This is a genomic window from Blastococcus sp. SYSU DS0510 (genome assembly GCF_054050835.1).
In genome coordinates this window covers 1-18104 of the sequence record NZ_JBJHAC010000040.1, presented here as the reverse complement: position 1 = coordinate 18104, position 18104 = coordinate 1, and the positions used below count along the sequence as shown (strand labels likewise).

19 protein-coding genes, 1 tRNA gene and 1 pseudogene are annotated in these 18104 nt (G+C 71.9%); 9 read left to right on the top strand and 12 right to left on the bottom strand.

From position 1 onward, the window contains the following. Window positions 1-132: integrase core domain-containing protein (locus ACI79P_RS21155; RefSeq protein WP_456583033.1), on the top strand; the 132-nt coding region annotated here is incomplete at its 5' end. A 154-nt stretch (window positions 133-286) separates the two neighbouring features. On the opposite strand, the gene ACI79P_RS21150 is transcribed toward ACI79P_RS21155, so the two are convergent. Then, complete coding sequence (locus ACI79P_RS21150; RefSeq protein ID WP_456583030.1) at window positions 287-1198, bottom strand: NADPH:quinone oxidoreductase family protein; 912 nt, start codon at window positions 1196-1198, stop codon at window positions 287-289. A gap of 166 nt (window positions 1199-1364) precedes the next feature. Between ACI79P_RS21150 and ACI79P_RS21145 the strand changes: the two genes are divergently transcribed. Further along, entirely contained in the window at window positions 1365-1937 is a 573-nt protein-coding gene (locus ACI79P_RS21145) for a class I SAM-dependent methyltransferase (RefSeq protein ID WP_456583029.1), read from the top strand. On the opposite strand, the gene ACI79P_RS21140 is transcribed toward ACI79P_RS21145, so the two are convergent. Genes ACI79P_RS21140 through ACI79P_RS21130 form a run of 3 tightly spaced genes read right to left on the bottom strand, consistent with a single transcriptional unit; the run spans window position 1938 to window position 4577 of the window. After that, window positions 1938-2384 (bottom strand): SRPBCC family protein, encoded by a 447-nt coding sequence (locus ACI79P_RS21140; RefSeq protein WP_456583028.1) that lies wholly within the window; start codon window positions 2382-2384, stop codon window positions 1938-1940. A 38-nt stretch (window positions 2385-2422) separates the two neighbouring features. Continuing rightward, the gene (locus tag ACI79P_RS21135) at window positions 2423-3232 is read right to left on the bottom strand and encodes an SDR family oxidoreductase (RefSeq protein ID WP_456583027.1); all 810 of its coding nucleotides are present in this window, start codon (window positions 3230-3232) and stop codon (window positions 2423-2425) included. A gap of 19 nt (window positions 3233-3251) precedes the next feature. Further along, a complete protein-coding gene (locus ACI79P_RS21130; protein ID WP_456583026.1) occupies window positions 3252-4577 on the bottom strand; it encodes a M20/M25/M40 family metallo-hydrolase in 1326 nt (441 codons plus the stop codon). A gap of 96 nt (window positions 4578-4673) precedes the next feature. Between ACI79P_RS21130 and ACI79P_RS21125 the strand changes: the two genes are divergently transcribed. Next, on the top strand, window positions 4674-5702 hold the full coding sequence (locus ACI79P_RS21125; protein ID WP_456583032.1) for a diguanylate cyclase: 1029 nt from the start codon (window positions 4674-4676) through the stop codon (window positions 5700-5702). An 11-nt stretch (window positions 5703-5713) separates the two neighbouring features. Here the strand turns inward: ACI79P_RS21125 and ACI79P_RS21120 are convergent, their stop codons facing one another. Together ACI79P_RS21120 and ACI79P_RS21115 are read right to left on the bottom strand one after the other, a co-directional pair. Beyond that, window positions 5714-6955, bottom strand: coding sequence for an IS110 family RNA-guided transposase (locus ACI79P_RS21120; protein ID WP_456583025.1), 1242 nt, complete (start codon window positions 6953-6955; stop codon window positions 5714-5716). Window positions 6956-7138: 183 nt separating this feature from the next. After that, window positions 7139-8053, bottom strand: coding sequence for an IS982 family transposase (locus tag ACI79P_RS21115; protein WP_456583024.1), 915 nt, complete (start codon window positions 8051-8053; stop codon window positions 7139-7141). A 281-nt stretch (window positions 8054-8334) separates the two neighbouring features. On the opposite strand from ACI79P_RS21115, the gene ACI79P_RS21110 reads away from it, so the two are divergent. Beyond that, a tRNA-Leu gene (locus ACI79P_RS21110) sits at window positions 8335-8422 on the top strand. Between the two features lie 338 nt (window positions 8423-8760). After that, the gene (locus ACI79P_RS21105) at window positions 8761-9291 is read left to right on the top strand and encodes an integrase core domain-containing protein (RefSeq protein WP_456583031.1); all 531 of its coding nucleotides are present in this window, start codon (window positions 8761-8763) and stop codon (window positions 9289-9291) included. Window positions 9292-9350: 59 nt separating this feature from the next. On the opposite strand, the gene ACI79P_RS21100 is transcribed toward ACI79P_RS21105, so the two are convergent. Beyond that, window positions 9351-10532, bottom strand: a complete 1182-nt coding sequence (locus ACI79P_RS21100; protein WP_456583023.1) for a PP2C family protein-serine/threonine phosphatase — start codon at window positions 10530-10532, stop codon at window positions 9351-9353. Between the two features lie 170 nt (window positions 10533-10702). Here ACI79P_RS21100 and ACI79P_RS21095 point away from each other — a divergent pair, with 170 nt between their 5' ends. The 3 genes and pseudogenes from ACI79P_RS21095 to ACI79P_RS21085 form a co-directional block, all read left to right on the top strand. Then, window positions 10703-11443, top strand: coding sequence for a GAF and ANTAR domain-containing protein (locus tag ACI79P_RS21095; protein WP_456583022.1), 741 nt, complete (start codon window positions 10703-10705; stop codon window positions 11441-11443). A gap of 438 nt (window positions 11444-11881) precedes the next feature. Next, window positions 11882-12256, top strand: coding sequence for a Rho termination factor N-terminal domain-containing protein (locus ACI79P_RS21090; RefSeq protein WP_456583021.1), 375 nt, complete (start codon window positions 11882-11884; stop codon window positions 12254-12256). A gap of 122 nt (window positions 12257-12378) precedes the next feature. Beyond that, window positions 12379-13113, top strand: a pseudogene (locus tag ACI79P_RS21085) (glycosyltransferase family 2 protein); the annotation flags it as partial. Between the two features lie 452 nt (window positions 13114-13565). Here the strand turns inward: ACI79P_RS21085 and ACI79P_RS21080 are convergent. From ACI79P_RS21080 to ACI79P_RS21070, 3 genes are all read right to left on the bottom strand, one after another. Continuing rightward, on the bottom strand, window positions 13566-14276 hold the full coding sequence (locus tag ACI79P_RS21080) for a polysaccharide pyruvyl transferase family protein (RefSeq protein WP_456583020.1): 711 nt from the start codon (window positions 14274-14276) through the stop codon (window positions 13566-13568). A gap of 58 nt (window positions 14277-14334) precedes the next feature. Continuing rightward, entirely contained in the window at window positions 14335-15345 is a 1011-nt protein-coding gene (gene ku, locus ACI79P_RS21075; RefSeq protein ID WP_456583019.1) for a non-homologous end joining protein Ku, read from the bottom strand. A 96-nt stretch (window positions 15346-15441) separates the two neighbouring features. Continuing rightward, window positions 15442-16374 (bottom strand): hypothetical protein, encoded by a 933-nt coding sequence (locus tag ACI79P_RS21070; RefSeq protein WP_456583018.1) that lies wholly within the window; start codon window positions 16372-16374, stop codon window positions 15442-15444. 302 nt (window positions 16375-16676) lie between these two features. Between ACI79P_RS21070 and ACI79P_RS21065 the strand changes: the two genes are divergently transcribed. Beyond that, window positions 16677-17510 carry a glycosyltransferase family 2 protein gene (locus ACI79P_RS21065; RefSeq protein ID WP_456583017.1) on the top strand — a complete coding sequence of 278 codons (834 nt, stop codon included), beginning with the start codon at window positions 16677-16679 and terminating at the stop codon, window positions 17508-17510. A 29-nt stretch (window positions 17511-17539) separates the two neighbouring features. Here the strand turns inward: ACI79P_RS21065 and ACI79P_RS21060 are convergent, their stop codons facing one another. Together ACI79P_RS21060 and ACI79P_RS21055 are read right to left on the bottom strand one after the other, a co-directional pair. Further along, window positions 17540-17953 (bottom strand): hypothetical protein, encoded by a 414-nt coding sequence (locus ACI79P_RS21060; RefSeq protein ID WP_456583016.1) that lies wholly within the window; start codon window positions 17951-17953, stop codon window positions 17540-17542. Window positions 17954-17967: 14 nt separating this feature from the next. Continuing rightward, complete coding sequence (locus ACI79P_RS21055) at window positions 17968-18096, bottom strand: DUF2391 family protein (protein ID WP_456582428.1); 129 nt, start codon at window positions 18094-18096, stop codon at window positions 17968-17970. Window positions 18097-18104 lie beyond the last annotated feature (8 nt).

The window sequence follows — 18104 nt, the reverse complement described above, 5'->3', positions numbered from 1 at the left end:
CTCAGCGAGTCAGCCCGACGCAAAGCACTGCCGGCCTGGCTGCACGAGTACAACCATCACCGGCCCCACACCGCGACCGACAACCGCCCACCCATCACCCGCTTGACCAACCTGTCCGGTCAGTACATCTAGCGGCGCGCCGCTCAGCAGTGGACGGCGAGCTGCGCGCGGGCGAGCTCCGGGGTCTCCCGCCAGCTGTGAACGCCGAAGACCTTCTCTGTGGCGAGCGGGAGGGGGCGGTGCACGGCGGGGACCAGGCCAGGGCCCGGGTCCCCGCCCGGCCGGCTCAGGGAACGAGCACGACCTTGCCGACGGTGTCGCGGGAGGCGAGCTTGAGCAGCGCCTGCGGGGCCTGGTCCAGCGGCAGGACCTCGCCGACCAGCGGGTCGACCTTGCCCTCCTCGAAGAGCCGGACCAGCTGCTCGTGGGTCTGGGTGAACACCGAGGGGTCGTGCTTGCGGTACAGCCCCCAGTGCAGCCCGACGACGCTGTAGTTCTTGACCAGCATGTGGTTGGCCGGTGCGTCGGGGATGCGCCCGCTGGTGAACCCGACGACGACCAGGCGCCCCTCGAAGGCGATGCACTTGCGCGACTTGTCGAAGACGTCGCCGCCCACCGGGTCGTAGACGACGTCGGCGCCGCGGCCGCCGGTCAGCTCCTTGACGATCGGGACGAAGTCCTCGGTCGTGTAGTCGATGACGTGGTCGGCGCCGAGCTGCGTGCACACCTCGGTCTTGCGCGCCCCGCCCGCGGTGGCGATGACGGTCGCCCCGGCGGCCTTGCCCAGCTGGATGGCGGCGGTGCCCACGCCGCCGGCGCCCGCGTGGACGAGCAGCGTCTCCCCCGCCTGCAGGTGCGCGCGGCGGTGCAGGCCGACGTAGCCGGTCTGGTAGGTCAGGTAGAGCGAGGCGGCCTTCTCGTCGGTCATGCCCTCGGGCACGGGAAAGGCGGCCGCGGCGTCCATGAGGGCGTATTCGGCGAAGGCGCCGGGCCCGCCGGCCGGCGAGCCGATGACACGCTGGCCGGTCTCGACGATCTCGCCGCACAGCTCCACGCCGGGCGTGTAGGGCAGCGGCGGCTTCTCCTGGTACATGCCCATGGCCATCAGCACGTCGGGGAAGTTCAGGGCCGCCGCCCGCACCTTGACCAGCACCTGGCCCTCGCCCGGTGTGGGCCGGTCCACCTCGTCGAGGCTCATGACCTTCGAGGGATCACCGAGTTCGTGTACCCGCCATGCACGCATGGGCCCGACCTTGCCAGACGACCGGTGACCGTCGTCACGGGGGCCGCTTGGCCCCGGCGGCCCCGCCGTGCCAGGGTGCGCAGCAGTGGTCGCCCTCCCGGCGGCCCCGGGAGGGGAACCCATGATCGAGCACGTGACCGACCGGCTGCGCTTCCTGGGCGCGTTCCTCGCCCACCCGCGGCAGGTGGGCGCCGTCCTGCCGACCTCGCGCGCCGCGGTCCGCGACATGCTGGACATGGCCGACGTGCCGGCCGCCGACCTGGTCGTCGAGCTCGGGGCGGGCACCGGGGCGCAGACCCAGGAGATCCTGGCCCGGCTGCGCCCCGGCGCGCGGCTGATCACGATGGAGATCGACCCGCGGCTGGCCAAGCTCCTCGACGAGCGGTTCGACGACCCGCGGGTGCAGGTGGTGTGCGACTCCGCGGAGAACCTCGCCGCCCACCTGGGCGACGCGCGCGCCGACGTCGTCGTCTCCGCGCTGCCCTACACCTCGCTCGAGCCGGGGCTCCGGCGGCGGATCCTGGACGTCGTCCCCCGGTCGATGGCGCCGGGGGGCACGACCGTGGTCATCCAGTACTCACCGCTGCTGCTGCCGGAGCTGCGGAAGCGGTTCACCACGGTGCGCTGGCGGGTCACCCCGTGGAACGTCCCGCCGGCCTTCCTGTTCGCCTGCACCGACCCGGTCGAGAGCTGATCAGGGCCCCGTCCCGCCCTGTTCCGAACGGCGGGCCAACGCGGCGTTCATCGCCTCGAACCCGGCGAGCGTGGCACCGTCGAGGAAGCCCTTCAGCGGGCGCACCAGCAGGCCGCGGAAGGATTCGCTCTGGACCAGCCGGGTGCCCGACGGCACGCCGGTCAGCTCGAAGCGGTGCCGACCGTCGAACACCCCTGGGACGCCGAGGTGCCCCAGCCACTCGAACACCTCCCCCGGCACGACCTCGGTGACCTGCGGCTTGATCGGCAGGGGGCGGCTGCCGGGCGGCTGCAACCGCATCGACAGCCGCGCCCCCACCTCGGCGGTGCCGGCGGCGCTGGGGATGAAGGGGTTCCACTCGACGTAGGACGCCAGGTCGGTGAGATGCGCCCACACCGTGCCCGGCGAGGCCGCGATCTCGATCTCGCTGTGGATCCGGTGCTTCATCGGGCTGCCTCCAGCACGTCGGGGCGTTCCTCGACGTCCTACCGCATCGACGGCGGGCGCAGCGCCTCCGGGACGACGGCGGTCTCGCCGGTCGCCGTCTTCGCGCTGGGGACGCCCTTGAACTTGTAGGGCACCGTGCCCACGCCGGGCTGGATGACGTAGGCCGCTCCCGGCTCCGCCTGGCCCCACGCCATGATCATCGCGTCGGCGACCTCCTCGGCGGTGAGCACGGGGAAACCCGCGGCGGTGAACTGGTCGCGGATGCGGTCGATGATCGCCGTGTCGGCGAAGCCGGGGCAGATCGCGGAGATCGTCGTCCCCTCAGCGGCCAGGCGCGGGGCCATCGAGCGCACGAAGGCGATGGCCCCGCCCTTGGCGACGCTGTAGCCGGGGTCGGTGGCCATCGGCGAGAGCCCGGCCAGCGACGCGGTGACGACGATCGCCCCTCCCCCGGCCCGCTTGATCGCCGGGCGGGCCGCGGCGACGCCGTAGACGACGCCGAAGAGGTCGATGTCGACGACGCGCATGAACTCCTCCAGGTCCAGGGCGTCGTCGCTCTTGGCCGCCGAGATGCCGGCGTTGAGATAGGCGGCGTCGAGGCGGCCGTGGTCGCCCTCGATCCGGGCGACGAGCTCCTCGTTGGCGGCGCGGTCGGTGACGTCGAGGACGGCGAACTCGCAGCCCAGGTCGGCCGCGACCTGGCGGTTGCGCTCGCTGTCGAGGTCGGCGAGGACGACGGTGACCTCGCGCTCGCGCAGCTTCGTGGCGAGGGCGCGGCCGAAGCCGCCCGTCCCTCCGGTGATGAGGGCGACGGAACCGGGGCGGGGTGCGGGAGTGGTGGAGGTCACCCCGGCATCACACCACGGCTCAGGCGTTGCGCAGGAACCGGTCCAGCACCCGGACGCCGAAGCGCAGCGACTCCACGGGCACCCGCTCGTCGATGCCGTGGAACAGGGAGGCGAAGTCCAGGTCCGGCGGCAGCCGCAGGGGCGAGAAGCCGAAGCAGCGCATGCCCAGGCGTTGGAAGCTCTTGGCGTCGGTGCCGCCGCTCATGGCGAACGGCACCGGCCGGGCGCCGCCGTCCTCGGCCTTCAGCGCGGCGACCATCTGGTCGACCAGCGGCCCGTCGAACGTCGTCTCCACCGCCTGGTCGTGCACCAGCCACTGGCGCTGCACGCCCTCGCCGACCAGCGTGGCGAGCTGCCGCTCGAACGCCTCCTCCTGGCCGTAGAGGAAGCGCCCGTCGACGGTGGCGCTCGCGGTGCCGGGGATGACGTTGGCCTTGTAGCCGGCGTCGAGCATCGTGGGGTTGGCCGTGTTGCGCAGGGCCGCGCCGATCATCCGGCTGATGCTGCCGAGCCGGGCCAGCGCCAGCTCGGGCTCGGCCAGGTCGATCTCGATGCCGTACGCGTCCTCCACCGCGGCGATGAACTGGCGCATCGGCGGGGTGAGGGTGAGCGGGAAGCGGTGGCCGCCGATGCGGGCGACGGCCTCGCAGAGCCGGGTGACGGCGTTGTCCTCGTGCAGCATCGAGCCGTGACCGGGCTTGCCGGCGGCGGTGAGCCGCATCCAGGCCAGCCCCTTCTCCGCGGTCTGCACCAGGTAGAGGCGCAGGTCGTCCCGCACGGTGATGCTGAAGCCGCCGACCTCGCTGATCGCCTCGGTGCACCCCTCGAGGAGGTCGGGGTGCTCGTCGACGAGGAAGTGCGCGCCGAGCTTGCCGCCGGCCTCCTCGTCGGCGACGAAGGCCAGCACGATGTCGCGCGGCGGCTGGACGCCGGTGCGGGCCCAGTCGCGCACGAGCGCCAGCACCATGGCGTCCATGTCCTTCATGTCGACCGCGCCGCGGCCCCAGATGTAGCCGTCGCGCTCCTCGCCGGAGAAGGGGTGCACGCTCCACTCCGCCGGGTCGGCGGGGACGACGTCCAGGTGGCCGTGCACCAGGAGCGCAGGGCGGCTGCGGTCGGCGCCCGGGATGCGGGCGACCAGGCTGGCCCGGCCGGGCTCGGACTCGTGGATGACCGAGGCGATGCCGACCTCCTGGAGCTTGCCGGCGACCCACTCCGCGGCGGCCCGCTCCCCCGCGCTGGTGGCCGTGCTGCCGGTGTTGGTGGTGTCGATCCGGATGAGGTCGCTGAGCAGCTCGGCCACCTCGGCCTGGGCGCCGGCCAGCGGGGCGGGGGTCTCGGCCATGGCCGCGATCGTGCCACCCCGGCGGGGCTCACCCCGGCGGGTGATACGGTACTCCGCCGTCCGAAACCTGCGGCCGATGGACCAACCGTGAGGACGATGCGCCCGTTCGGCGCCCGTGACCCGCAGGCCGCCGCCGCCAACGCCGCGGTCCTGCTGCTGGTCAGCGCGGCGGTCCTGTTCGTCCTGCCGGTCTTCTACGAGTCGGGCGGCGGCGCGGCGGCGGCGGTCGTCCACTGGGTGGGCCTCGCCGCCCTGCTGGGCACCGCGGTGGCCTGCCGCACGCTGTCCCCCGAGCGGATCGACCGGTGGAACGGGTTCCTCGGATTGGGCCTGGCCGGCGTACTGCTCACCGGTTCGCTCAGCCTGCTCACCGCGGACACGTCGGCGGGGGCGCAGGCGTTCTACGCCTTCCCGGTGCTCTGGACGGCCGTGCACCTGCGGACCCCGGCGGTGGTGGTGGTGACCGCCGTCGCGCTCGCCGCCGAGCTGCTCACCCTGCTCGTCCTGCTGCCACCCGCTGCCGCGCTGGCGGACTTCGTCTTCGTCGGCGCCCTGCTCGTGGCCATGGCCAGCCTCCTCGTGCGCGCCAACCGGACGCAGGAGGTGCTGGTGGATGCGCTGCAGCGCCAGCTCACCGTCGACTCCCTGACCGGGCTGGCCACGCGGCGGGCCTTCGACGAGGCGCTGGAGGCCGCGCTCGACCGGCCCGTGCCCGGCGGCACCGCCCTGGTGCTCATCGACGTCGATTCGTTCAAGGCGATCAATGACACGTACGGCCACCCGGTCGGCGACGACGTGCTGGTGCACCTGGCCGGGGTGCTGCGCAGCCGCATCCGCAGTGACGACGCGGTGCTCTCCCGGCTGGGCGGCGACGAGTTGGCCATGCTGCTGCCGGATTGCGACCGGGAGGTCGCCGCCCGGCGCGCCGCGGTCCTGCTGGAGGCGGTCCGGGCCGAGCCGTTCGTGCTCCCCGACGACTCGCTGCTCGCGCTCTCGATCAGCCTCGGGGTGGCGCACCTGCCGCGGCACTCGCGCGACCGGCGGGGGCTGTACACGTCGGCCGACGCGGCGCTCTACGACGCCAAGCGGGCTGGTCGCGGACAGGTGGCGCTGGCCGCCGGCTGAGTAGCCCTGTGTCAAGCCGCCGCCGCGGTGTCTTGTTGGAGTCGGTTCAAGGCGCCGTGGCGGATGGGGTCGTAGGGCTGGTGGTCTTGCCAGCAGCGCCAAATGACGGCCGTCCAGGCGCGGGCGAGCACACGAACGGCCTGGGGGTGGCGCATGCCGCGAGCTCGCGCTCGGCTGTAGATGTCGGCGGCCCAGGGGCTGGCGCGGCGGGAGTCGTCGGCGAAATCGGTCAGTGCCCGGCGCAGTTTGCTGTCGGTCTTGAAGCGGAAGCCGACCGTGCGGTGCTTGCCGGACTCGTCGGTGAACGGGCAGACCCCGCCGGCGGCGGCCAGCGCTCCCGCGTCGGGATAGCGGCCGCGGGCGTCGCCGATCTCGGCCAGCAGCGCGGCGGCCCGGATCTGCCCGGCGCGGGGCAGGCTGGTGAAGATCGGTGCGTCCGGGTGCAGGGCCAGGGCCTCCTTGATGCGGCGGCCCAGCTCGGCGGCCTGGTCCTCGATCGCGTCGATCGCGGCCAGCAGGGCCAGGGTGACGTGCCGGCGGGCGTCGGCCTCGGCGCCGGCCAGACCGGCCGGGGCGGTGCGCAGCCGGTCGATGAAGACCGCGGCCGGGGTGCGCCCGGGATAGCCCTCGGCGGTCAGCCACGCGGCCATGCTGTCCTCGTCGAGGACGGCGGCCTCGGCGGCGGTCGGAAAGCGGCGCAGAAAGGCCCGGGCGATGGGGCTGTGCAAATCGAAGAACAACCCGACCGCCCCGGGAAACGCCAGCTCCAGGGTGTGCCGCAGCTGGTTGACCAGTCCGACCCGGACCGCGACGAGGTCCTGACGGGCCCGCACCAGCGCCCGCAACCCGACGGTGGGCCCGGTGTCGCGGATCAGATCGGTGAACCGGTGGCCGTCGGTGCGCATCGCGTCGGCCAGCACGTAGGCATCGAACCGGTCGTCCTTGCCCGCGCGCAGATAGCGCGACCGCAGGTTCTTCATCTGCCGCGGCGGGACTACCGCCACGCGCAGCCCCGCATTCAGCAGCGCCTCCACCACCGGCCCGTCGGGACGTTCGATGCCTACCCGGGCCACACCCAGCTCGGTCAGGCGCGCGGTGAGCCGGGCCAGGCCGGCGCGGCTGTGGCTGACGGTGTGCCGCCACAGCACCGTGCCGGCGGCGTCGATCACGCAGACGGCGTGGTCGGCGCTGGCCCAGTCGATACCGGCGAACACCGACCCTGCCGGAACCGGCGTCGGGGTGGGATCGTTCATTCGTGCCTCCTGGCTGTTGCCGCAGCGGGGAAGCACCCGGTGGTCTCGGGACGTGCACGCCGGTCGCTCACTGATCGGCGCTCGAGGCGCTCAGCCCTGTCGCCAGTCGGCACGTCCCGGGCCACCGGATCCTGCAGAACTCAGCCTGGCTGTGACCTCCAGCTAGATGACTGATTCCAAGGGTTAGTGGTCGTAGGCGATCAGTGATCGTGGGGTGGGTGCGCCGACGTGGTCGTTGTGCCAGATGACGGCAGTGAGGGCCAGCACTCGCTGCAGGACGCGGACCCAGACGCCGGTCGGGGTGTGGCCGCCGTGGTGTTCGAGGTCGAGCTGGCCCTTGAGGGTGTCGTTGATCGATTCGATCACCTGCCGCACCGGCTTGAACAGGGGCGCTCCCGGCCGGGGCGCCTCGCCGGACCGGGCCGGTCGCAGCAGGGTGATGCCGTGGGTGTGGAGCGTGGTCTCGAACTCGCGGCCGTAGTAGTGCCGGTCGGCGATCACCGTCTGCCCTGATCGCCCGGCGGTCAGGGCAGGGTCGTCCTCGAGGATGCCCAGCAGCACCTCGCGTTCGTCGGCCTTGGCACCGGAGAGGGCGAAGCCGACCGGCAGGCCGTGCAGGGTGCACAGCAGGTGCAGCCGCAGCCCCCAGAAGTAGCGGGAGTGGCTGGCGCAGTAGCCGTACTCGGCCCAGCCGGCCAGGTCCGAGCGGTGCGCCGCTTCCCGGGAGCGGGCGCACTCCACCGGGGTGGAGTCGACGACCCACACGTCATCGGTCCACAGAGCGGTATCGCGGGCCAGCACCGCGATCAGCCAGCGCAGCGTGTCGCCCAGCCGCCGCAGCCGCTTGTTGTAGCCCGGCTGCTGCGGCAGATACGGGAACAGGTCCCGCAGCTGGGCGTGGGCGTAGCGCAACCACCGGGCCTCGCTGGTGCGCCCCAGCAGGGCCTGCATCACCGCAAGCGTGACCAGTTCGGCGTCACTGATCCGCGGAGCGATCCCGACGCGCGGACGAGCCGGTGCGCGGTCGGGCGAGGCCTTCAGCAGATCGTCGGTGCGTACATAGAGTGCCGTGGCGAGGGTGTCCAGATCGGCGTCCACGAGGACCTCCGAGGTTCGACGTTGGATCAGCAACGCCGAGCCTGGGCACCCTCGCCCATTACCGGGTCAAGGCACGCCGATGCACCGCCGGAGACGTTCCCGCGGGAACGTCAGCACCCCTTGGAATCGGTCATCTAGCCGCCGTGGCAGTGATCCGGTGGGGACCCGGGGTGCGCCAGCGACTCTCTCAATCAGTCACCGGCCCGTCCAGGGTCCTCCAGTGAGCCGCCGGGGGGTGCGTGATCCGGCGCCGGCGGTCAGGTAGTCTTCTGCTCGCACTCGTCCGGGTGGCGGAATGGCAGACGCGCTAGCTTGAGGTGCTAGTGCCCTTTATCGGGCGTGGGGGTTCAAGTCCCCCCTCGGACACCACGAAGTGGGCAGTTGCCCACCGTCTCGACGTGCAGGGACGTGAGCCTGTTCCTGCGGGCGCCGTCCGCAACCGCACCGCGCCTACTAGGACGCTGAAGCGGGGACAGGTGCAGCTCACCCGGATGCGCATGAGCGGCTTCCGCTCCGTGGGCCGGAACCGGTCGAGATCTCCTACGAGAGGCTGACCTTCCTGCTCGGGCCCAACGGCACCGGCAAGACCGCCTTCCTCCAGGCCTTGCCCGGATGTTCGGGTTCAGGCCAAGCCTGCGCCGGGTCGTCGTCGGGGACTTCCACGTCCCGCTGGGCGAGACGCCCGGCACCGGGACGTCGCGCACCCTCTGGCTGGAGGCCCACTTCACTTTCCCGGAGCTCGCCGACGAGTTACCGCAGCCCACCCCTTTCGCGCACATGCACATGGACACCGACGGCATTCCCGCCGTCCGCTTCGGGCTCACGGCCGAACCACCAAGGGGATCATTCGCTGCCTCAAGCGACACATCCCCGACAGGTCTACCAACTGCTCACAGCACCCCTCGGCCTCGCAGCCGCGGCGACTTGACGACCATAGGAGCTTCGGCAAGGCCGAGCGGTTCAACCGCACCGTGCGCACCGACTGGGCCTACGCCACCGGCTGGACCAGCAACGACCAGCGCACCGCCGCCCTGGACAGCTGGCTGAAGCACTACAACACTGCCCGCAGCCACTCCGCCCCCGGAGGCCGCCCACCATCAGCCGGATCACCGTCAGCAACGGTGCTGGGCATTACAGCTAACCGTTGTTCCCCTCGGGGATCGAGTTCGGCACGGTCGCGCCCCATCGTTGACGCGATGCCGGTCGAGGCCCGCGCGCCGGTCGCCCCGCGGGCTTGACAGCGCGCCCTGGATCGGCCGCCTGCCCGTGGGGCCGCGCACCCACCGGCGGTACCGGCTCAGGGCAGCGTTCGCCGTTCGGCGCCGGTGAGCCACTCGAGCACGACAATGCTGGCGTCGTCCTGCAGCTGGTCGGCCTGGTGGTCCAGCACGCCGCGGATGAGGCGGCGCACGGTCTCCGGCGCGGGCTTGCCGGCGGCGACGGCCGCGGCGATGACGTCGGCCAGCCGCTGCTCGCCGAAGAACTCCCCGACCGGGGAGCGGGCCTCGGTGATGCCGTCGGTGTAGAGCAGTAGCCGATCGCCGGGCTCCAGCCGGGTCTCGCAGCAGACCGGCTTTGTCTGTTGCAGCCCCAGCGGCCGGGTCGGTGGGCAGGTGGGGGGCCGCACCAGGGAGGACCCGCGCAGGATGAGCGGTTCGGGGTGGCCGGCGTTGATCCAGCGCAGGCGTCCGGTGTCGAGATCGAGGCGGGCGAGCACGGCGGTGGCGAACTGGCTGCCGCCGATCTGCGCGTCGATCGCTGCGTTGACCCCGGCGGCGATGTCGGGCAGGTCGAGGGCGTTGCGGCGGCCGTGCCGGTAGGCGCTGATCGCGACGCTGGCCAGCACCGCGGCCGGCAGCCCGTGGCCGACGGCGTCGATGACCAGCAGGTCGGCGGTGTCGCCGTTGATCGCATAGTCGAAGGAGTCGCCGCCGATGTCGTAGGCGGGCTCCAGGCCGCCAGTAATGACCACGCGGTCCGTGCCGAAGGTCAGCGGCGGCAGCAGCTCCCACTGCATCTCCGCGGCCAGCGACAGCGTCTTGCGCCGGCGCAGCCGGGCGAACAGGTCGGTGTAGGCGTCGCGCACCACGAACAGCTCGGTGACCAGGGTGACGAACGCCCAGAGGGTCGCCCGCTGCTCGTCGTCGGGTTCGGCCGCCAGCAGCAGCTCGGCGACCCCGACGCGCTCCACGCCGTCCAGCAGCGGCAGCCACAGCCGGTAGCCGTGCTCGCTGGCGGCGCCGACCACCTCCACCCGCCGGAACACCTGCCCGGCCAGGCTCCCCTCGATGGATAGCTCCTGGCGTGCGGGCACGCCGGCACCGGCCAGCGGCAGCAGGGTGGTCTGCCCGTAGTCGGCCAGGTAGAGCACCGTCTCCCGGGCACCCAGCCGCGCGGCGTGGGCGGAGACGGTCCCGGCGAACTCGTCCGGCGGCAGCAGATGGCAGGCGTGCAGCAGCGACCGCAGCGGATCGGTCACGGAGCACGCCCCTGTCACTCGGCCAGCATGTCGTGCGGACGGTATCCCAGCAGCGCTGAGCGGCGAGGACACGGCGACGCCGGCCTCCAGCGCCCGGCCCACGCGGGTGGCGGAGCGCCGGGCGGTCGCGGTCGATTCTCTGAGGGCCACGGGACGGGTACGTTCCGGATGTGGCAGCGGTTCAGGAGCACCCGGCGGACGCCTCGCACGGCGGGCAGCACCTGGGCGACGTGATGAGCCGGGTGGCCCGGCAGCTGCAGGAAGAGCACGGTGACGTCGAGGCGACGTTGCAGGCCATCACCGCCGCCGCTGTGCGGGTGGTGCCGCACGCCGAGGAGTGCAGCATCAGCTACGTGATCGGTCGGTCGAAGATCGAGCCGCACGCCTCGACCAGCGATCTGGCCCGCGAGGTAGACGCCGTCCAGGAGCGGATCGGGCAGGGCCCGTGCCTGGATGCGGTCTGGGAGCAGCTGGTCGTCCGGGTCTACGACGTCTGCGCCGAGGACCGCTGGCCGCAGTTCACCGAGCAGGCCGCCGGCCTGGGCGTGGGCAGCATGATGTGCTTCCAGCTGTTCGTCTCCGGTGACCAGCTCGGGGCCATGACCCTGTACTCCCGCACCCCCGGCGCCTTCGACGGTGACAGCGCGGACCTCGGGCAGATGCTGGCCGCGCACGCCGCCGTGGCGCTGGCTGCCGCCGAGCACGAGCAGCACTTGCGCGCGGCGGTGGGCAACCGCGACGTGATCGGGCAGGCGAAGGGCATCTTGATGGAGCGGTACAAGCTCACCGCTGACGAGGCCTTCGGCGTGCTCGCCCGGGTCTCCCAGGATCTGAACCGCAAGCTGGTCGACGTCGCCGGTGAACTGACCGCCACCGGCGCGGTGCCCGGCAGCGGGCGCCGCCGCGACTGACGCTCCGATCGGCCCGGGGAGCTTCTGGCGTCCTGCCCCTCAATCAACCGGCTGAGGCCTCCGGAGGGCAGTGGAGCATGGGCATCGGAACCCGAATGGTGCCGCGAGCGCGATCCACCACTCCGCCGTTCCATCTGCCCGTTGCACGTGCCCCAGCGCGAGACATGGCTCGCCGGGCTGCTTGTGGGTGCGCATCAGGGGCCTGGCGATCGCGTACTCGCTGACCGGCAGCTCCGCACGTGCTGGCGCATCGCCGGGGCCCCGACGGCGCTACAGCCACCCGGCGCCAACCGTGCGTGGGGTCACTGGCGATGGGTACGGCGACCCCTGGCCCGACGACCGGTCCGGTGCACCTGCGTTGGCTGCAGTCGAACAACGGGAGCACCGAACGACGAAACGGGCCGATCACCGATCATGCGACTCGGATGAGGAGAAACCGTGACCAACGAGACACCGAACACTCCCGGCCTCAGCGAGACGGAACTGCGCGAGATGAGGGTCGGTGACTTGCGTGAGGCGGCCGAAGATGCCGAGGTCGAGGGGACCTCCTCGATGAAGAAGGAAGAACTGGTCAGTGCCATCTCGGATGCCTACCGCACAAGGGGGAGTGTCGGAGGCGGCGCCGAGGATGACAGCGGGCAGAGTCACGCAGGCGAACCGGGTGACCGCGGTCCCGAAGGTGGCCACCTGCGCATCGGCGATCAGACGTCACGCTCGCTGCAGTACTCGCAGGAGGTCACCTCGGTGGACGAGGATCCCGAGCGCGCGGGGCGCAGCCTGGCCACGACAAGTCACGAAGTGATCCGGAAGTGAGCCGAGGACCGCGGCGGTGTCCCGGCCACCGTCGAGGGGACGGAGCACGGCGACCATCTCGGCGTCCTGCGCTTCGACTTCGGCGGCGACTCGGACAACCTGCGCCACGTCAGCTGGGATGAGTGGTTCGACACCTTCGACGCCCGCAAGCTGAACTTCCTGTACCAGGAGGAGCGCAAGGACGGGAACCAGAGCAACTTCTTCCGGTTGGAGAGCCCGGACCGCGAGGACGCCTGAGCTTCCGGGTGTGCTCCTCCGCTAACGGTTCGTCCTGCATCAGCGTCGTCATTGCCACCCGTGATCGGCGGGAGTCACTGCTGAGGACCCTCGCCCGGCTCGACTCCCCGGGCAGTCCACCGATCACGGTGGTGGACAACGGGTCGACCGATGGCACACCGTCGGCGGTGCGGACCGCCCACCCTCGCGTGATGGTCCGTCAACTAGGCGAGAACCGGGGAGCCGTGGCACGGAACGTGGGGGTTGCCGCGGCCGCCACCCCCTACGTCGTGTTCAGCGACGACGACTCGTGGTGGGCCCCGGGTGCGCTGGAGCGGGCCGCCGACATCCTCGACGCGCACCCGGGAGTGGCGGTGCTGGTCGGGCGGGTGCGGCTGGCCGCCGACGGCTCCGACGACGCGGTGTCGTCGAAGATGGCGCGCGCACCGATCGGGCACCGGTTGGGAGCGCCCCGCCCGGACGTGCTGGGGTTCCCGGCCTGTGCCGCCGTCGTCCGACGGGACGCCTTCCTCGCCGTCGGCGGCTTCTCCCCGCTGCTGTTCTTCGGCGGGGAGGAGACGTTGCTGGCCCTCGACCTCGCTGCCACGGGCTGGGAGCAGGTCTACGTCGAGGACGTCGTCGCCTGGCACGACCCGGCCGGACCGGCCACGGTGGCACCGGCCCGCTGGGCGCTCCAGACCCGCAACGACCTGCTGGTCGACTGGCTGCGCCGGCCGCTCCCTACCGCCGTCGCGGGTACCTCCCGGCTCGCGCTGCGGGCACTCCGCGATCCGTCGGCGCGGTCGGCCCTCGCCGGCCTCGTGCGCCGGTTGCCGGCGGCGTTGCGGGGTCGGCGGCCGGTCCCCTACGAGGTGGCGGACCGGTTCGCGGCCGCCCACCGTCCCCTGCCCTGGCTCAGCTCCCTCAACTGCTGGGTGAACCAGTCCCGGGCCGCTGCGTTGCCCGCCTTCCCGAGCGAGGCGGCGGCGGATACCGCTCCGGACAACTCTCCGGACAGGCATCGGTCCAGTGCGGTGTCCAGCGCGGCGGCGGTCAGGTGCTCCCCCGGGAGCACGACCGGCCAGCCCAGTGCTCACGCCTGGGCCGTCACCTTGGCGCCGCCGGCCACGGGATCGACGGAGATCACCGGTCGGCCGTGCTTCAGCCCCAGGACGAGGGCGTGCAGTCGCATGCTGACCACCACGTCCGACCGCTGGATCAGCGCCTCGGCCTGTTCCGGTCGCCGTCGGTGGGGCTTCTCGTACAGGTCCATGATGAGCTCGAACCAGGGCAGACCGCGGGAGGCCGTCCACTCCTCGATGGTGTCGCGCACCTGCTCGGCCCGGCTGCGCCCCCCGTACTCCCCCTGTGCGGGGGCGAACGCCACGGCGACCACCGGCCGCACCGCGCGCTCCCTGCCGGACGCCGTCGTGCCGTCGATGGCGAGGTCCGGCCGGGCGACGTCCGGAGCGTCCCGCTCCCAGACCTGGTGGAACAGACCGCGGCCGATCTCGTCGACGACGGAGACGTTGAGCGCCCACCGCACCGAACCCTCGAAAGCCGCGCACAGCTCGTGCAGCAGGGGCTCGTCGCTGATCGGGCCGCTCACGAACACGAGGTGCGTGTAGTCGGTGGGGTCGGCCGCCCGCCAGTCCACCCCGCTGCCCAGGTAAGGGGCCTCCGCGACGTCGAACGGAACGCCGAGTTCGGTCAGCCAGCCGACGACGGTGTCGGCACCCAGCTCGTCGCCGATGGTGGCAATAACCTCGTCGAAGCTGAACCATCCGGCGACGAGGACACGCATGCGGTCCACCCTGGCAGGCGAGCGCGCCGGCGGCGCGACGAGGGGTGGACCGCGTAGGTCAGGACGCCTTCCCAGCTCCCCGCGCCGCCCGCACGGCGTCGGCGAGCTCGTCCCGGGTCATCTTCGACCTGCCGGAGACGTCGAGCTCCTGCGCCAGGTCGTAGAGCTCCTTCTTCGACATGGCCGCCAAGCTCCCGTCCGGACGCCCCCCGGGCTTGTCGCCGCCGGACCCCCGGCGTGCCCGGCGCGTGCTCAGCTTCCCCTCGTCCGTGGCGTTCCCCGGCCGGTGGTCCTTGGCCTTCGCCACGCTGGCCCGCAGGGCCTCCATCAGATCGAGGACGTCTGCCTCTGTCTCGGGCTCCCCTTCGGTGACCACCTCGTCGCCCCGGCGCTTGGCCTCGATCAGCTCGTTGACCCGGTCACGGTAGGTGTCCCGGTAGTTGCCGGGGTCCCACTCCGTCGTCATGGAGTCGATCAGCGACACGGCCATCTCGAGGTCGCGCGACTTGAAGGAGTGGTGGACCGGTAGCTGCTCGATCTCCTCGACCGGCTCGCGGACCTCGTCAGCGAAGAACATCGTCTCCAGGGTGAGCACCTCGCCCTGGGGCCGGATGGCGGCCAGGTACTGCTTGGACCGCATGACGAACGTGGCGACCCCCACCCGCCCAGCCCGCTCCATCGCTTGCAGGAGGAGTGCGTACGCCCGCTGGGCCTGGTCGTCCTGCGGAGCTAGGTAGTGCGTTTTCTGGTAGCAGATCGGGTCGATCTCGGCGACGTCCACGAAGTCGGAGATGTCGATCACCCGGGACCTCCCCGGCTCGATCTCCTCCAGCTCCTCCGGGGTGACGATGACGTACCGGCCGTCGCCGATGTCCTCGCCCTTGACGATGTCGTCGTAGTCGACCTCTTCGCCGGTGTCCTCGTTGATCCGCCGGTAGCGGATCCGGGACGACGTCCCCCGCTCGAACTGGTTGAAGTGGACGGTCTTGTCCTCTGTCGCGGAGTACAGGCCGACCGGCACGTTGACCAGACCGAAGGTCAAGGCTCCCGTCCAGATGGCTCGCGCCACAGCTACCGCCTCCTCGATCGGCCTGCAGGCGCCCTACCCGCGCGCCCCTGTGTCATGCCCGTCGGGTGGTCACGGACCGCGGCTGGGGCGGGCAGGTCATCCCTTGCCGCCCCCGGTCACGGCCTTCTCCAGTCGATCCACACGTGCGCGGGCACGATCGCGTACCGTGCCCGCGCGGTGGGCGCTGCGCTCGGCGGCATCCCGCCGCCGCTGACCCTTGCGCAGCTCCGCGGTCAACTCACCAAATTCCTTCTCGGCCCGGCGCAGCTCCTCCTCGAGGTCACCGATCCGTGCACGCAGCTCGTCCCGCCGGGTGCCGAGGCGGTCCAGCGCCTCCCGCTCCCTCTCGGCGTCGGACTCGGCTTCAGCCGCGGCGGTCTCGGCGTCCGCCAGCTCCTCCCCGGCACCGGCCAACTGCTGCTGCGCAGCCCGTCGCCGCTGGTCGTGCCTTGCCGTCCGACCATCGGGGGTTGGCTCGTCCGCGACGGCCGGAGCGTCACCTCCCCCCGACGGGACAGTGGCGACCGACCCGCGCACGTCCGCCGTGCCGACCCCGGAGTACGACAGCGGCGAGGTCAGCCTGCCCGACAACGTCGCCCGACCGGCGCTCTCGTCAGCCACCGCTGCGCGGAGCGTGTTCTGGACCTGACCGACCACCGCGTCGCTCACCGGCCGACCCAGCTCCTGCGCCAGGGAGCGGGCCTGCCCGGTCAGGGCCATCACCACTTGCCGGCGCTGCCGGGTCAGCTCCTTCAGCTGCTCACCTTCCAGATCTCGTTGCGCCCCACGGAGGCCGGACCCCAGGGCCACGAGCTGGCGGAGCTCGTCGGGCTGCCGACGCGCCAGCATGTTCACCACCCACGCTGCGGTGGAGGGCTTCCGCAGCTGGCCGATAGCCTTCGCCAGTTCCCGCTCCCCATCGGCGCGAGCCTCTTTCCGGCGTGCGTCGCGAGCGGCGATGAACTCGTCAGGCGGCAACCCGTACAGCTCGTCCGCGACCTGGGGAAGCTTCACCGTGCCCCGCAGCATCCGGTCGACGCTGGGCCTCCGGCCTCGCTGACGCGGGGCGGGGGCGCATCGGTCTTCTGGGCCTCCGGCATCTCTCGGTCCTCCCGCCATGGGTTCTGGAGCGCGCTCCGCCAGGTAGCCATGCGAAGGGCGGCCCCTGTCGCGGTGAGGCTGGCCACCATGGCTGTCCCCGCATTATGGGGAGGCTGCCGTGGAAACCGTCTGGACCTGGCACTGCTGACGTCCACCCGGTGAAGTAGGACAAGATCGCTCTTATGACCTCGCCACGAACGTCGGATCGGCCATCCCAAACCGAGGGCGAGGTGACGGTCGTCGTCATCACGCGGAATCGACGTGCCGACGTACTGGCGACACTGCCACACCATGAAGCGCCGGTGATCCTGGTGGACAACGCGTCGACCGACGGCACCGTCGAGGCGGTGAGGGCCGCGCACCCCGAGGTCTACGTGCTGCCGCTGGATCGGAACGAAGGTGCTCGAGCACGAACCTTGGGCGCCGCACATGCCGACACGCCCTTCATCGCATTCGCCGACGACGACTCCTGGTGGGCCCCCGGCGACCTGGCCCGGGCGGTCAAGATCATCCGGGCGCACCCGCGGCTCGCGCTGTTGAACGCGCGGATCACCGTCGGCCCGCAGCAGCGGCTCGACACCGTCTGCGACGAGATGTCGGCCAGTCCTCTGGGTACGCCTGCGGACCTGCCCGGGCCGTCCCTGCTCGGTTTCGTCGCCTGCGCAGCACTGGTGCGCACCGAGGCGTTCGAGGCTGTGGGCGGCTTCGACCCCGTCATCCGGTTCCCCGGCGAGGAGGAGCGGCTCGCCCTGGACCTAGCAGCAGCCGGCTGGGGGATGTCCTACGTCGACGAGGTCACCGTCCACCACCACCCCTCTCCACGCCGCGAATCACCGGAGCGGAGACAGGCAGGCATCTGGCGCAGCCGGTTGCTCACCGCACTCATGCGGCTGCCGATGACCGATGCCGCCGGGCTGATGGTCTGCGCTGCCCGAGCCGGCCGGCCAGGGCAGGAAGGCCTGATCCGTGCGCTGCCGCGGGTCCCGGCTGCGCTGTGGCGCCGGCGACCGATCCCATCCAGCGTGCTCGCGGACCTGCGGGTGCTCACCCGCGATAGCGCATAGCCACAGGCCCTCTCGCTGCGGCGACTGCTTCAAGCGACCTTGTAGCCCTCGGGACCGACCGTGAGCTCGCCATCGCGGGGGTCGTTAGAAAAGACGAGCACCGCCTCCCGTCGACTCTCCGGCGGGACGTAGGCGATGGTGGCCGAGGCCTGCTCCACCTGACGCCCGTCCCGGATCAGCTGACCGCTGAGCTGCACCGTCTCGGCCGTGGTCCCACCGTCGTTGCGCACCCGTAGGTGCACCTCATAGCCGGAACCTGCCTGCTCGACCGCGGTGATGCCGACGGCCAACTCGGGGCCGCTCTCACGGACTGCGACGGCCTGGTAGCCCAGGAAGGCGATCAGCAGCACGACCAGCAGTCCACCCAGCCCCCCCATGGCGTACTCGCCTGCTGACGTGCCACCGGCGCCCTGGTCCTGGGCGTCCTCGTCGGATCCGGACATCGGGGTTCCTCTCGTCACAGGATCAGCCGGGCCGCCGCGGCGCCCAGGCTCGCGGGGAGGGCCAGGACCACCGTCTCGGTGACCACCATCAGCAGCCCGGTGTCGTCGAAGCGGCCCAACGTCCACAGGAGGTACGCCGACACGCACACCG

What these genes read in the sequence shown, in the direction of transcription:
- ACI79P_RS21060 (WP_456583016.1), bottom strand. Translation starts at nt 17,953, where the DNA reads ATGTCCGGATCCGACGAGGACGCCCAGGACCAGGGCGCCGGTGGCACG.
- ACI79P_RS21145 (WP_456583029.1), top strand. Translation starts at nt 1,365, where the DNA reads ATGATCGAGCACGTGACCGACCGGCTGCGCTTCCTGGGCGCGTTCCTC.
- ACI79P_RS21140 (WP_456583028.1), bottom strand. Translation starts at nt 2,384, where the DNA reads ATGAAGCACCGGATCCACAGCGAGATCGAGATCGCGGCCTCGCCGGGC.
- ACI79P_RS21150 (WP_456583030.1), bottom strand. Translation starts at nt 1,198, where the DNA reads ATGAGCCTCGACGAGGTGGACCGGCCCACACCGGGCGAGGGCCAGGTG.
- ACI79P_RS21125 (WP_456583032.1), top strand. Translation starts at nt 4,674, where the DNA reads ATGCGCCCGTTCGGCGCCCGTGACCCGCAGGCCGCCGCCGCCAACGCC.
- ACI79P_RS21070 (WP_456583018.1), bottom strand. Translation starts at nt 16,374, where the DNA reads ATGCTGCGGGGCACGGTGAAGCTTCCCCAGGTCGCGGACGAGCTGTAC.
- ACI79P_RS21130 (WP_456583026.1), bottom strand. Translation starts at nt 4,577, where the DNA reads ATGGCCGAGACCCCCGCCCCGCTGGCCGGCGCCCAGGCCGAGGTGGCC.
- ACI79P_RS21120 (WP_456583025.1), bottom strand. Translation starts at nt 6,955, where the DNA reads ATGAACGATCCCACCCCGACGCCGGTTCCGGCAGGGTCGGTGTTCGCC.
- ACI79P_RS21080 (WP_456583020.1), bottom strand. Translation starts at nt 14,276, where the DNA reads ATGCGTGTCCTCGTCGCCGGATGGTTCAGCTTCGACGAGGTTATTGCC.